This is a genomic window from Gottfriedia acidiceleris (assembly GCF_050457485.1).
Taxonomy (GTDB): domain Bacteria; phylum Bacillota; class Bacilli; order Bacillales; family Bacillaceae_G; genus Gottfriedia; species Gottfriedia acidiceleris_D.
On sequence record NZ_JBCMJM010000003.1, the window covers coordinates 205,689 to 219,599 of the forward strand.

Genomic DNA, 13,911 nt, shown 5'->3' on the forward strand with positions numbered 1-13,911 from the left:
CATCATTTACACTGTGCTATTCATTAAAAACTTTACTTAAATTTAATACCGTAATAACGCATTGCCTCTAAACTACCTTCATATTCAAAAATTCCCTTTTCGATTAATTTCCTAACTCTATATTCAAAAAAACTGTCACCGATATATTGAAAAATATGTCCATAAACTTCACCGACTAATCTTACACACATCATAAACCCTTTTTTCTTCCCTATCAGTTTCTTGGCTTTTTCGATTATAAAATCATCGTAATAGTCTTCAGCAACAACTTTTATTTCTCCTTTTTCCCATACTCTTAAAGTACCTGGATCGTTTGATAGGTCCAACCACTTTTTTTCAATATGCTTACGCGCAGCGTCAGATAAAATTTGCCTGTTCTCTTGGCTATATTTATAGATGCTTTGTAACTCTTTTAAAATCATTTCGCCTGAAATAAAGGGTACATACTTCTTAGCCTTTTTTTCAAACAATCTTCTATACAATGTTGCAGTATCAATGATATAAATATTGTTTTTCATTTCCCGCAACAAATACATTGTAAAAAGAAGAGCTGTTTGTTCATTAGAATTTTCTGAAACCCATATGTAAATTGGAACATTTTCTGGTATAGAAATTAACCGAGCAACTGTTCTTTGCAGGTTATCACAATAATCTTCTATTTCTTCTTCATTTCGTTGCAATTTGTTTTTTATCCATTCAAATCTTTCTCTTTGACCATTTTCAGTTTCCAAATTACCTATTGGGGCAACAGCGAAATTGTCGTCGAAAGTAACAATAAATTCTTCTTCGTGTAAGCTTAATTCTTTTAATGTTTGTCTTAAGTATGGATATCCAAAAGTAATGTGAACTTTTTTGTAATTGCTTTTTTCGAATATATTTTCATTAGGGTCTTTTGGGTAAAGAATATGGTTATAAATTTCTTTAAGGTCTGTTGAAACCTCAACTAAAGATTGTTCCTCCAACATCCCTATCCTTATAAGAATAAGTTGCAGGTATGATCTTACTTCCCGTTCTGGTAAGTCTTTAACTATGTTTTTAATCTCAAAAATATCCACCTATAAAACTCCTTATCTTATTGAGATGTTCATATTTGAAGTATATCAAACCTCTAAGTTTCTTCAACTAACCTACCAGTTACATAAGGAAATTCAAAATTCTATTTGCATAAAGTTTTTACTTGTTCATTAAATTCTGTATCACTCTTGTAGTATTCGCCCTTTAATTTTAGTAGTTTAAAGTCTCCAATTTCTTTATCATTATGATAAGCCTTTACTGAGCATCCGTCGTCAAATAGTAAAAGGACAGCGCGGTCTTCTTGATTTTCGTCACGAATAAACTTAATCTTCCTGACATTATTAACCCACTTATTAATATTCTCAAGGTCAGTTAATTCTTTAAAGTTTCCATTTTTTCCGTATACGATTTTAGTTATTTCTTTATCTGTATATATTGACTCAAAAGTCATTCCGTCTTCTTTTTTTTGACAGGACATTAAAACTACTACAATAACTAATAAACATATGGACAAGAATAATCTTCTCACAAAATGTTCCTCCTAATATACCTCTTAAACACTACTATATTAATTCAATTTTCCACTCATATACTCCTTTTCTTATTGAACTATACTGCCATTTGGTTCAATAAAAAAGCTCTACTCCTTTATAGAAGTAAAGCATCAGTTAGTTGTATAAAGAACCTTAATTTATTTAACTCTTACAAAATAGAAACCTGTCCCATTTTCTTGTGGTACAAACCCTTGTTGAGCTGAACTATTTTCCAACATATTTTGCTCTTCTGCTGATATAAATGTATATTTGTCTCCATCAGTGACTTGTTCAGTTTTCCCTTCAGCTAACATAGCTTCTCTACGATTTTGCTCTTCTACTGATACAATTCTGTATTTGTCTCCATTAGTCTGTGCATATACCTTTGTATTTTGGAAGTCTTTTGCAAATCCGATTGATAATGCTAAAGCACCTGCAAAACCAATTGATAATACTAATTTTTTTTTCATAAATAAACCTCCTATTTTGTTTTGGTAAGTATTTCCATCTAGTTGTTATAAAGATAGTAACACAAATAACATAAATAACTTGTCTAATATTGTTTAACTAATCTGCCATTTACTTGAATAAGAAAAAGCTACCGAAGCAGCTTAAAGGTTAATCAAATATTGCATTCGTTAGTTGAATACAGTTGATTAAAACGCGACATAAAAAGGATGTTCTTTTTCATTTAATATTTTTATTATTCTTTCTTTGAAATTTGACCACGTTATCCTTTCTAATGCTTCTTCTACTGTAAAAAAACCTACCTCTAAACTTTCACTACAGGTTTGCAATTCTCCACCAATAGCTTTTCCTAACCAACAAGTAGCACAAACACTTGAATTTAAATTATGATAAATACCACAAAACCTGGTTACTTCAATATCAATCCCAGTTTCTTCTTTAACTTCTCTAATAACGCCATCTTGAATAGTCTCACCTATTTCTATTACTCCACCAGGAAATTCCCATCCTCTACGAGGACCCCTAATAAGTAAGATTTTACCTTCATCATTTAAGACAACTGCACCAGCAGATAAAGAATGTCTAGAATTAGAAATTTTGCCCACCACCTTTATGAATAATATAGAACAATATATTCTTTATCATTTCATCGAATATCTTTAATTTCCTGTCGAAGTTGTTAACTAAAGCACTGCGTTAGTTGATTAACACACTAGATTTTTGTTAACTGTCTTGTAATGTAGTATCAATAACTTTAATAACCTACTGCCAAATTAACAAGTAAGAGGTTTTTACTTTCTTAAGCATATTTCGTATTCTACTAAACTGCTATATAGAGAAATAGAGGATGATCGATTATTGATCATCCTCTATTTGTTGTACAACTAAAGCATCAGTTAGTTCAATAAACTTATTTCATAAAGTGATGGGATTATCTTAGAATATTTTTTAGACCCACCAATTTCCGGAGTTTTTACTACTCAACCGAACATACGAAGGAAAAAGAAGTATAATAAAAACACCTAATATAGAAGATAGCCCCGCCAAAGTTATAAAAACTTGAGTATCAAAAGAGATAAATTGTTTTTGATCACAATTGGGACAATTCACACCTTCCTTAGAATAAGCAAGCCTCCACAATATTTTCTTCTCCCATTTATAATCGCAATCTTGACACTTTGTCATTATATTCTCCTTGACATTTTGTTTTTGATAATATTATATGTATACCATTTTCACCATAAAAATCCCTTTAATGTTATTTAACAACCTCTTAGATTGGATAAAAACAGTTTAAGTGTGTGTTTTTATTTAATACTCATTGAAAACAAAATAAATGAACACCAAAAGCCACGGAATAACAGTCATCCATTTTGAAATTTTCACATTAAATCTGCCCAAAATTCTTACAAATAAGTCATCAAATAATAGATAAAAATTTATTATCAAAAACATTATAAATAACGTAAACCATATAGAATACTTGTAATGAAGTAATTCAATTCCTACAAAAATCGAAGGTACAAAAATTATCCCAGACAGTAATTCAGCTAGGTCATACCGTCTAGGATTTTTATTAGAAATCCACTTTCCATACTTTTTTAATAAAGACATTTTCCCAACACCTCAATTATTACTATCCACTATCCAAATTCTACATTCTAAACTGGAAACATTTTTCTTGCTAATTTAATAATTCGCTAGTTACTTATAAACTCCTTGTTCAACTAAGCTGCCATTTACTTCAAAAAAATAACTGCAATTAAGCAACTTGTGTTCTTCAACTAACACATACGTTAGTTCTATATTTTAGACTTCCGAACATTCCAATAAACCCCATAAACAACAGTCAACAATATTATTAGACCAGTTCCATAAGGTACGATTTCTATTCCAATTAATGCAAATAAAAAAGCAAAACCTGATGATAAAATAATACCTGCTAACCAATATATAAGTAATATTACTATCCACTTAAATACCAATTTAAAAGATTCCATTGGATTGAACCTCTTTTCCATCTGGTGTATTTTAAATAAATTATTCCATCTAAAAAAATATATTCCTTGTTCAACTATCCTGCCATTTGTTGTTAGATAAAACAAAGGTAATTTTCAGAGAAAGAACGAAATATTTTAGTTAAAAAGGATGGTGAAAAGATTGACCGAATTGAAATATTTTTCAGTTACAGTTATCAAAGTTGTATTTTTTTTGACTTGGGGACTTATTCTAACAATTTATGTATTAGGAAAAACTTATGAGAATTTTGGTGTTCCTTTCGTTGGAAATGTTTGGATAAATTGGTTTGGAGTCTCATATCTACTTTATGTTTTTTATGTTTTTATTTATGGTAACTTAACTAGAAAAACTAATACTATATTAAGAGAAAGATTGACGTCTTATTTTTTCTGGATAGTCATCGACAGGCAGAGATGTGGGCAGATGCATTATATCCAGATTTTGCGTTGTATTTATGTTCTAAAACAAATGTAGGATATGCTACACCTGATGAAAAGGTAATAAAGTGTTTATCAGAACTTTTACCTCAGTGGATAAAATACAATAAAACGAACGGTAGTTTTTGTTTAGGTGAAGAAAAAATAAACGGAAAAATCATATATAAAATATGGATAAAAAAATAGATGTTTCTATCCAACTAACGCAATGCTTTAGTTGAACAAGATCACGAGTCGCAAATGCGGCTTTTTTTATTAAAGTAAATGGCAGTTTAGTTCAATAAGGAAAGGATTTATTAGAATTAAACGGAATAAAATAATAAGGCCAATATATTTGATAGAAATACTCGAATTGTTAGGAGTGTTTATTTATATGCCCGTTATTAAAAGGGAAAAGAAAAGCAGTTTAATAGGTTTTGTGATTTTGTTCGTTTTTGTAATTGGAATAGTAACTTTATACATTCCTACAATCCAAAATAAATATAACAAAATTAGTATTCAAAGAACTAAGATAATTACGAACGTTTCAAAAACACTTACAAAAGACGAAATTTATAAACTCGAACGTAATCAAAGAATTTCAGCAAATAAATTTCAGGAAGAGAATGAATGGTTGTCTAAAGAAATTAAAAAAGGTGCAACAATGATCGAGTTTAACTATGACTTTATGTATGATCATCCTGAATATGATTCAGTTAAAATTTCTTTTACTGTAACCAAATACAAAGTTGATGGGAAAACAGTTGAGTTCATTTCGGATGAAGGAAAAATAACTCAAATTCATTCAAATAGTGGTTGGAAAGATTACAATACTAAATAATTTGTTGTACAACTAACACAGTACTTTAGTTGAACAACGATTGACTGCTTCTGCGATCTTTTTTATTCAACAAATGGCAGTTTAGTTGAAGAAGGATTCGCTGTAAATATATGGAACTTGTTTTAGAGAGAAAAAAAATGGAGTAAATCATTTTTGGAGGTTGCTATGAAAATTAAAAAGAATCCAGTTGAAAACCTCAATGATGCAGTTAACAATTCAATGTCCGGTGATTTAAATGGAATATCAAAAATAGGATGCTTTCCTATGATTATATTAGTGGTTATTATATTCTTTATATACCTCTTGGTAAGGTTCACAGGTAATTAACAACCATTTATTCCTTAAGCAACTAACGCAAGCGATAGTTGAACAAGATCACGAGTCGCTAATGCGGCTTTTTTTACTTATAATCAGGGAATAATAGTAGTGAGGTGAATTTATGAAGAACATTTTACTAGTAACATTTATACTATTATTTATGACCCCGAAGTTAATTTTCAGTGAAAGTATTGCAAATCCTATATGCCCTTCAACAGAGAATTTAGTAAAGCCTAATTTGAAAGATAAAGATGAATTGATCAGTGCTTTAAATATAATTATTCCAAAAGTATATGGAACAGATCCTAATCATAAAGAATGGAGAATCGAAAAAATTCAACCTGCTGCAAGTTTGACTGGATTCGAGAAACACTATTTCGGTATTGCAGTAACTTTTTGTGGTAAAGAAGTAGCAAAAAACTCTTGGTTCGTTCGATTAATTTTCCCTAAGATACTTCCAGCTGTCAGTGCTGCAACTGGAGAACTTTACATAGTTAAAGATCGGAATGGTAACTGGTTTCCTTGGTTCCAATATCATTAATCTTATTGAACTAACGCAATGCATTAGTTGAACAAACTTAAAGCTGCTTCGGTAGCTTTTTTTCTTATTCAAGTAAATGGCAGTTTAGTTACATAGGGATTAGTTGAAATTCTATGGAAAAAGGCAAAATTCCCCCAAATTACAGAAATCAACTGAATTGGTATAATACTTTTATATTACAAGAAAAAATAATTCTTGAGGGCGGAATAATGGAGAATATAAAAATCATTTTTAATGTATTAGTGATTTTATTCATAGTTTATAATATTATGCAGTCTATAAGGCATCATAAAGAACAAAAAATGCTTCTTAAAGATAAAAAGTTTAAAACTTATTTAGGAAAAGCAAATAGAGAATATAATAGATATTTTATTATAGTTATTATTTTAATTATTTTAAGTACCTTGCAACATTTTTTATTTTAACTAACTAACGCAGTGCATTAGTTGTATAAGAACCTGAGTCGCTAAATGTGACTCTTTTTTTATTGCACAATGGCAGTTTAGTTGATTATTTGTTTGAAAAACGTGATGAATTTCACGAAAAATAACCCAATTGACGCTTTATTGTGACACGTTAGATAATTCATTTATAAACATTCACATAGGAGTTGGCATAATGAAAGATATATTACTTATCATCATTCTTATGACCTTTGGAGGAACTGCATATTATTTATTTAATGAGAAAATAAATAATTTTTTGCTCTGTTTAATTGTTTTTATAATCGGTTTTATTGTTATTGAAATTGATAAGCGAGTTTCAAAATCTCGTCGCAAATAACAAGCTTTCTTATGTAACTAACGCTTGCGTTAGTTTAAGATCAAGAGCAGCCATTGGCTGCTTTTTTAATTTAGTATTTGCAGTAAAGCTTAACAAAGAAACAGGTATAAAGTACAGAATCCATTACTAAAATAGTACAAGCAAGGGGGCATAAAATTGAAAAAAAAATTAGTTTATAGAATGACTATTTTAGTTGTGTTCTTATGTATTTGGTTATCAGCTTGTCAAAAAAGTAAAGAAATCGTTCACATTAATATAATAAGAGAAGGACTTCCTGTGAATACAATTGATGAAAAGGCAATAAATAAAATTGAATCAATATTTACAAATGTAAAATGGAGTCCAAATACAAAAGTAAGTTGGGCAAAGGAAGAAGACTGCAGAATCGTAGTAACATATAAGCAGGGTTCAAAATCGAATAAAACAGAATATGGTGTTTGGTTCTCAGGTAAAGAAGCAGAACTTTCAAGTAGTGATTCAGACGAAACATATGGTGAATTAAATAAAGAAGATACAATGGCACTAAAAAAGATAGTAAGGAATAATTAATTTATTTATATATGATGGTTCTTAAGTAACTAGCGCATTGCGTTAGTTACTTACAGAAAAACGGAACTTCGCGTTAAACGAAGTTCCGTTTTTTATTCAATTAATCGGTCGCTCAGTAGTATAATCAATTGAATTTTCCTAAGGGCTTTTGTTTGTCAGAAGCATTAGCACTTACTACTCCAGCAGTAGTCATAAGAGTTAGGGTAAAAATGATCGCTAAGAATAAGAATTGATTAAACTCATTGGTCATCACCTATCAGTAAACTCTTGTTGCTAGAATAATAAAAAGCTACCTTCACATTGAAGAATCGTAAATGTAGCTTAATAAAATTTCTATTAACAAATTCTTGACCTTATTTTGGATCATAAAAGACTGGAGCTGAATCAACGTTCTTAATCCATAAATGTTCTTTCCCAGTTATACCATCTTTCATCCATACATCTCCCCTAAACTCCTCTGCCTTCCTTCGAAAAAAAGAAAGATAAGATTTAACTTTTTGAGGATCTTCGTCAAGTTCATTCTTACTTGGAAAAGAGATTTGTTGTTGCTCTCCTGTTCTTATGTTTATAGCATAAAGTGATGTGAACATAGTTGGTACAGGTCCTTCTTTCCACTCCTTATTTTCTTCCGAACGAGCCACAACTACCAAATCTTTAGAGAACCATTCCAGATCGAGGTCTACATATCCTTTTGGTGTGTATTCTTTTTGTTGTTTAGATGTTGGGATATCGGCAATCATCATATTCTTGTTTTCAACAAAAAATCTTCCTTCACCCGAGATATAGGCTAATTGATTTGTTAGAGGAGCCCACTTAAACCAGTCTTTGTACCCTAACATTTTTCCCACTGATTGAAAGTGTTTTCCTTGAGATGATAAGACACATAACGTATTGCTATCCGCTGACCAAGAAGCTGTAGGAATAATTAAAAAGCTAACCCACTTCCCATCAGAACTCCACTTAAAATAATTTGCATCAATTCCAAACAAATCAGGCATTTTAGTTTTAATAGTATAGAAATGCTTTATTTTATCTTTAGAAAGATTTGCATCTACTGGAATTCTATAAATTGGGATTGGGCCCCATCCAGTAGGACGTAAGCTTGATTGAGAGGAAACGATAAATTCTTTCCCATTCGGAAACCAATCAAAACCACTAACCCCAAGTGAGACATTTTCAAACCCCTGTGGGCGACCGTTCTTTATATGAGTAACGTTTAATACACCTTGATCATTGTAAGCCAGTTGATTATTTATCGGTGACCATTTAAAGTCAGAGGTTACGACCTTTATATATGGTTGGTAGCTTTCTTTTTCTTTTGTATCATAAATATATAAATCCGTTTTTTCTCCCTTCTCATCACCATCAATATATCCAATAAACCGGCCGTCATATGACCATTTCTGATTATACACATATCGATTCTGTGTAAGTTGTATTTCTTGATCTCCCTTTTTTATCCATAATTGGTGGTCACGGATAAATGCAGCAGTAAGTGGTGCTTCTGCACTGGCAATAGAAGAAAATTTATAACTGAATAATATCAGCAGTAATAATATCCGAAATAACAAGATCATCCCTCCTTCTTTTAGAATGACCATATATATTATCGCGATTCTCATTAAGCAATTATTTGCACCTTTTTATTAAAAACCTTCTTCAGGTAACCTAACCTTAACTTGAATAAAGAAAAAGCTTTATTCTTATTTAAGTAAAGTCCACGTTTATCTTTTAAGTATTGGTATATATATTTTAAGAAATTGATGATTTTTATTTTTTAACTTTTAACTTACCTGATATGTGGTGGTGAAGCCCAGAATTCACCCTTCACTTTAAGGGTAGAATTCGGCATTAATAGAAAACTCCTGTTTTGCGTTTGGAGCCGCCGTTATATTGTTGTAGTACCAGCAAGTGCACCAAATGCACTTCTGAGTCGCCCAGGTCTCGCTTTACCAACCGTTTCACCACGAAACGTACCACAACCCACCTTGCAATTTGCAACGAGCACAGGATGTTTAAGTCCTAATAACCAAGAATGGAAGGCGTATTAGGATCAATCTGGGGATCTTAATTCCCATCTAACGGGATGACATCACGATGGTAAGTCGTGAGCGAGATTGACGGGAAACTCTAACAATTTTTTTACGTCTTTTTTGCATTATCCAATCGCCTACCGATAGATGAATGGGCACACTGCCAGTTATATTAAAATTTTTCTTGGATATTAATAACCAAAACCAATATGGCTTTTGATTTAGAAATTTTAATGATTTCCCATCCTATTGTTAATTTCGAAAAAATTAAATGATCCCTTGCCAATTAGATAAATTAAAAAGTATTTTTTGATACTTCTAGATTTGGATACAGTGCTTTCTTAGAAAGAAGTAACAATTATCAGGACAAAAATCAGCAGCTTGCGTTTTCAAAATTCCTGCGGAGACCTATAGTTTTTGCTAATTTTTATTGATGATAGCTGTTTAATGATTAATTCCTGATCTCTCATTCGCTCCAAAATTTGTTTCTTAAATAGCTCCTGACCTTGGAGAAAACCATCACTAAATCCTTGGTGATAACCGGATTGGAAAGAGTTCTGTAAGGTATTTTTATTCTTTTCGTCCATAAAAACCGCCCCCTAATAAAAAATATTTGTTCTTTTTTAAGAGTCTACACTACGACTTGATAGATAGGAATTTAAAGAAACGATAATACGCTTGTTATGAAATCTTTCTAGCATTTGTTGCTCGACATCTAAAGGAAGTAAGTAAAATGAAAGTAGAATGTCTATGACAACCCTGTATCGATCAATATCCCGTTCAGACAAAATTCCCTTTAACATATACTCTTGCAACTTTTCAAGGGAAACCTGTCCATAATTTATTAAAAATTCAGCACCCAAATCATTGAAAATCTTATAGGAGTCATATTCAGGTTGGCATTTAATCAGAGAAAGGCTCCCGAACTTAAAGTTGATTTTTTTCTCCTTTTGAAGAATTGGGCAATGTAACATACTTTGCTTGGCCATATCATATAAATATTGCATTTTCTTGTGGATTTCATAGAACCTGTTAAACAAAACGGCAAGACTATCTATATCTAATTTTTCCAAAGGAGCAACACAATGTTCGACTATGTCTATTCTTCTCTCAGGCTTCAAAGTAGGTCTTACATAAAATTTATCTTCTTGCCGGAAAGGTTCTAGCCGTTTAACTAAATCCGGATCATCTTTAATACATTTATGAGAGATCTTTACAACAGCAGGAAGGATACCTATGTTATGCAAATAATCATTTAGAGCAACTTGATCTGTATAATGATATTTTTTTCTTCGAGTAAACTTCGCCACCAAATTATGTTTGAGAAATTCAATTCTGCTTCCCTCGTAAGAATGTAATCGATTACGGAACTCTTCCTTGATTAATTTTAAATTCTTTTCAGCTTTCTTGTATTCCTGATAAATCCCTTGTTCAAGTAATTGTTCTGCGATATGTTCTGCATTTATTATCATTATAATTAGCCTCCTTTTCTTTATCCTTAGAGTAACCGAACGTATGTTTCGTTATTCTAAGGATAAAGAAAACGGGTGTTTTTTAGGAAATCATTTAAAAACAACTTGATGGTCCTACTTAATTTTGATTAATTTTCCGAAGAAGATATGTAACTAACTTATAAACAATTGTCTCGAAAACTATATCAAAAAGTAAAAAACATAATGGAACTTATTATCGGAGTGGAAGGTAATGAGGTCAAAAAGGCAGCATTCGAAAGAAGGCTGCCTTTTTATATAATGAGTTACGACATCAACTGTATGTATGGAGTTTAATTGATACCAAAATTTAAAAAATTTAATGAAAACTATGAAAAGTACTAAATGGATTATCGAATACTCTACCGGCAAATTGGTTGGCTAACAAATGTCTTTATAAACATAAGGTGCTAAACAAGAATAATAAAGACTTAATAATGTGGCAGGTATCGAAAACAGCGACTCTCTATTCATCGTAAACTATATCTCTATTGAATATTACATCCGCAACATCTATCCCCCCGGAATCGTAACCTCTCCTATCATCATCTTCATCATATTCATAGTCGAACTCTGGTTCTGGATAAATGTGTCTCTCTAGTGCATCAGATATTGAACCTTCAGTTATATACAATTCAACCATCTCTTCTATCTCTACTTTGAATGTTTCGTAGTCCAATGTCGTATCTAGTTGATATATTTCATCTATTAAAGCTTCCTTTAAATCCCTTTGAATATTAGAACACAATCCTCTTATGAATTGATCAACTTTTCCTTCATTCTCCTCTAAAGGCATTAAATCATAAAAATCTTCATAGCCATCAATGTTTACGATATATTCATCAACGTCAAGCTCATCCATATATCCATTAAGATCATCAATAAGATCATCATATAATCGTTCCTTTAAACCTGAAATTAATATACTCTCTTCTTTTATCGCAGATAATACCTGAGTAATTTCTTTAAAATCAAGATTGTAAATAAAATCACTTACGAAATCCCAATCCTTTAGGCTCTCACTAATATCATAAAAATCGAATAAATCTTTATTCTTAAGAAATCTTAATACAATTTCTATTTTCTCAAACGTAGTATTAAAAAAACTTAAGCTCTCACTTAAATTTCTAAAATTACTCTTAATAATTGGTTTATAATCTTCTTTAAGAATAGTGTTTGTAGCAATTCCATAATATAAATATTCTAATTTCTTCTTACCAAAACTTTTTAAGTTAAGGTAATTCTCCGTTTTTATTTCACCAATTAATACTTCAATTGCTTCTTTTGGTTCGTACATTTTTTCTAATTGTTCTATATATAAGATAGAATCTCTAATTGAATTTAGCCCAATTGTGTTTGATTGAAGATGACTGATCATATAGTCATTTATAGAGGGATTAAGCACACCAATCTGTTCTGATCCATCAACATCTAAAATCCTAACCAGTGACTTAGTTAGTCTAGTTTTAACAACAGAAAAATAATCTACCGTACTCTGTGTACGGCCTTCATTCTTTAACCTAAAAATAAAACATTCTTTTAAAACATCTATATTTGTAAAAGTATCTGTCAGTGAAAAGAGAGTGTGCATAAAAACTCTATCTATCTCTTCTAATCTTTCATCAAATTCATCAGACCATACTTCTTTAGGGTCTTTTAAGTTTTTTAAAATATAGTCAAAATAAACTTCAGGATCCAATTTACTATATCTGTGCTTTTGAGTAACAAACTCAATTATGCGAGGATTATAGTTATTATGATTAATAATGACGGTATACTTTTTATCTTTTTTTAATGCTTCAAAGTAAGGTTTAGGAATTTGATTTCTTGATAAATGATTATAAAAGATTTCTGCTTTCTCAATTCTTGATATACGTTCCATATCAATAGTTTTTAAAGGAATTTTATCCCTGTCCAAGAAATCTCTAAACTCAAAGCGAGCTCTTTTTGCTTCATTTAAAATTGTAACTCTAGTATTTAGTATAAGTATTTTGTTTTTATGTTGTTTTATGTACTTTATTAGAGAAATTAATTCACGATCTTGGCCACTTTTTAAGTTAAAGTAATATTGACCAAGACAATCATCTAAAAAAATAACTTCTTTTACATCCGGATTTTCTGAAATAGCACTTTTTATATTACTTACTTGTCCATCAGTTGTATATCTAATAATATAATCTTCTTTGACAAACGCGGCAGCCAACATTTTTGAGTTAATTGATTTCCCAACTCCTGGAGCACCATAGAGCATTAACATTCTATTCTTTTTTAAAGTTTCTAAAGCCTCATTAAAAACTGTGGTTTGAACAAAGTAATTAAAATCCTCATTAATATCATCTAATAATACTTCACTATCAATAAAAACCTGATTATTAAAGATATCTTTTAACAATTTGTCTGAAAGTAACCAGAGTTTAAAGTTTTTACGTAGAATGTCTTTATTACCATCTTCATTTAAGAAATCTACTATTTCATATCTAGTTATAATGTTTGATGTGTCTTTCATATAATCTTTAAACAAAGTAAAGATTTCGTTAATATTTGATGCAGTTAGTTCTTGGGAAACACAAATAAAGTATTGTTTTGGATTTATTGTTTTTACTTTAGCAACCTCTTTCTTTAAAGAAGTTAGTAAACTGTTGAAGCTGCTTTTGGCATAATGTTTTACTTGTACAACTACATTCTTCTGTGCCATATCGTCTACTAAGTCAATCCCACCATCCCTGCCTGGGGCAAAGTATCGTAATTTAACTTTTAACTTCCTACTTAATATATCTGAACTTAATCTTTCAAATTCTACATCACTTAGGTTAGTAAAATCGTACAAAACTATCCCACCCTTAAATTATTTGGAACTAATTTATATCTAATTATATTTACTGTGAGGTATCGTAATTAATTTTACA

Annotated in this window: 14 protein-coding genes; 5 read left to right on the forward strand and 9 right to left on the reverse strand. The window is 30.6% G+C overall.

Going from position 1 to position 13,911, the window contains the following annotated elements; all coding sequences use genetic code 11:
- Positions 1-32 precede the first annotated feature (32 nt).
- From ABEY15_RS03655 to ABEY15_RS03675, 5 genes are all read right to left on the reverse strand, one after another.
- A complete protein-coding gene (locus ABEY15_RS03655) occupies positions 33-1,055 on the reverse strand; it encodes a DUF1835 domain-containing protein (protein ID WP_429888521.1) in 1,023 nt (340 codons plus the stop codon).
- 101 nt (positions 1,056-1,156) lie between these two features.
- Positions 1,157-1,543 carry a hypothetical protein gene (locus ABEY15_RS03660; RefSeq protein ID WP_429888522.1) on the reverse strand — a complete coding sequence of 129 codons (387 nt, stop codon included), beginning with the start codon at positions 1,541-1,543 and terminating at the stop codon, positions 1,157-1,159.
- A gap of 162 nt (positions 1,544-1,705) precedes the next feature.
- Positions 1,706-2,017: a hypothetical protein gene (locus ABEY15_RS03665; protein ID WP_429888523.1), complete on the reverse strand. Its 312-nt coding sequence runs from the start codon at positions 2,015-2,017 to the stop codon at positions 1,706-1,708.
- Between the two features lie 186 nt (positions 2,018-2,203).
- Positions 2,204-2,611 (reverse strand): NUDIX hydrolase, encoded by a 408-nt coding sequence (locus ABEY15_RS03670; protein ID WP_429888835.1) that lies wholly within the window; start codon positions 2,609-2,611, stop codon positions 2,204-2,206.
- Between the two features lie 1,206 nt (positions 2,612-3,817).
- Positions 3,818-4,015, reverse strand: a complete 198-nt coding sequence (locus ABEY15_RS03675; RefSeq protein ID WP_429888525.1) for a hypothetical protein — start codon at positions 4,013-4,015, stop codon at positions 3,818-3,820.
- Between the two features lie 829 nt (positions 4,016-4,844).
- On the opposite strand from ABEY15_RS03675, the gene ABEY15_RS03680 reads away from it, so the two are divergent.
- From ABEY15_RS03680 to ABEY15_RS03700, 5 genes are all read left to right on the forward strand, one after another.
- Positions 4,845-5,291, forward strand: a complete 447-nt coding sequence (locus ABEY15_RS03680; protein ID WP_429888526.1) for a hypothetical protein — start codon at positions 4,845-4,847, stop codon at positions 5,289-5,291.
- Between the two features lie 439 nt (positions 5,292-5,730).
- Entirely contained in the window at positions 5,731-6,150 is a 420-nt protein-coding gene (locus tag ABEY15_RS03685; protein ID WP_429888527.1) for a hypothetical protein, read from the forward strand.
- Between the two features lie 113 nt (positions 6,151-6,263).
- Positions 6,264-6,575, forward strand: coding sequence for a hypothetical protein (locus ABEY15_RS03690; RefSeq protein ID WP_429888528.1), 312 nt, complete (start codon positions 6,264-6,266; stop codon positions 6,573-6,575).
- Positions 6,576-6,768: 193 nt separating this feature from the next.
- Positions 6,769-6,933: a hypothetical protein gene (locus tag ABEY15_RS03695; protein WP_429888529.1), complete on the forward strand. Its 165-nt coding sequence runs from the start codon at positions 6,769-6,771 to the stop codon at positions 6,931-6,933.
- Between the two features lie 156 nt (positions 6,934-7,089).
- Positions 7,090-7,482 carry a hypothetical protein gene (locus ABEY15_RS03700; RefSeq protein ID WP_429888530.1) on the forward strand — a complete coding sequence of 131 codons (393 nt, stop codon included), beginning with the start codon at positions 7,090-7,092 and terminating at the stop codon, positions 7,480-7,482.
- Positions 7,483-7,835: 353 nt separating this feature from the next.
- Here the strand turns inward: ABEY15_RS03700 and ABEY15_RS03705 are convergent, their stop codons facing one another.
- The 4 genes from ABEY15_RS03705 to ABEY15_RS03720 form a co-directional block, all read right to left on the reverse strand.
- Positions 7,836-9,053: a translocation protein TolB gene (locus ABEY15_RS03705; RefSeq protein WP_429888531.1), complete on the reverse strand. Its 1,218-nt coding sequence runs from the start codon at positions 9,051-9,053 to the stop codon at positions 7,836-7,838.
- A gap of 851 nt (positions 9,054-9,904) precedes the next feature.
- Positions 9,905-10,102: a hypothetical protein gene (locus tag ABEY15_RS03710; RefSeq protein WP_429888533.1), complete on the reverse strand. Its 198-nt coding sequence runs from the start codon at positions 10,100-10,102 to the stop codon at positions 9,905-9,907.
- 36 nt (positions 10,103-10,138) lie between these two features.
- Positions 10,139-10,987 (reverse strand): hypothetical protein, encoded by an 849-nt coding sequence (locus ABEY15_RS03715; RefSeq protein WP_429888535.1) that lies wholly within the window; start codon positions 10,985-10,987, stop codon positions 10,139-10,141.
- A 484-nt stretch (positions 10,988-11,471) separates the two neighbouring features.
- A complete protein-coding gene (locus ABEY15_RS03720; protein ID WP_429888537.1) occupies positions 11,472-13,832 on the reverse strand; it encodes a restriction endonuclease in 2,361 nt (786 codons plus the stop codon).
- Between the last annotated feature and the right edge of the window lie 79 nt (positions 13,833-13,911).

Coding starts and splice junctions, on each gene's coding strand:
- ABEY15_RS03690 (WP_429888528.1), top strand. CDS start 6,264: ATGGAAAAAGGCAAAATTCCCCCAAATTACAGAAATCAACTGAATTGG.
- ABEY15_RS03675 (WP_429888525.1), bottom strand. CDS start 4,015: ATGGAATCTTTTAAATTGGTATTTAAGTGGATAGTAATATTACTTATA.
- ABEY15_RS03665 (WP_429888523.1), bottom strand. CDS start 2,017: ATGAAAAAAAAATTAGTATTATCAATTGGTTTTGCAGGTGCTTTAGCA.
- ABEY15_RS03695 (WP_429888529.1), top strand. CDS start 6,769: ATGAAAGATATATTACTTATCATCATTCTTATGACCTTTGGAGGAACT.
- ABEY15_RS03685 (WP_429888527.1), top strand. CDS start 5,731: ATGAAGAACATTTTACTAGTAACATTTATACTATTATTTATGACCCCG.
- ABEY15_RS03680 (WP_429888526.1), top strand. CDS start 4,845: ATGCCCGTTATTAAAAGGGAAAAGAAAAGCAGTTTAATAGGTTTTGTG.
- ABEY15_RS03710 (WP_429888533.1), bottom strand. CDS start 10,102: ATGGACGAAAAGAATAAAAATACCTTACAGAACTCTTTCCAATCCGGT.
- ABEY15_RS03715 (WP_429888535.1), bottom strand. CDS start 10,987: ATGATAATAAATGCAGAACATATCGCAGAACAATTACTTGAACAAGGG.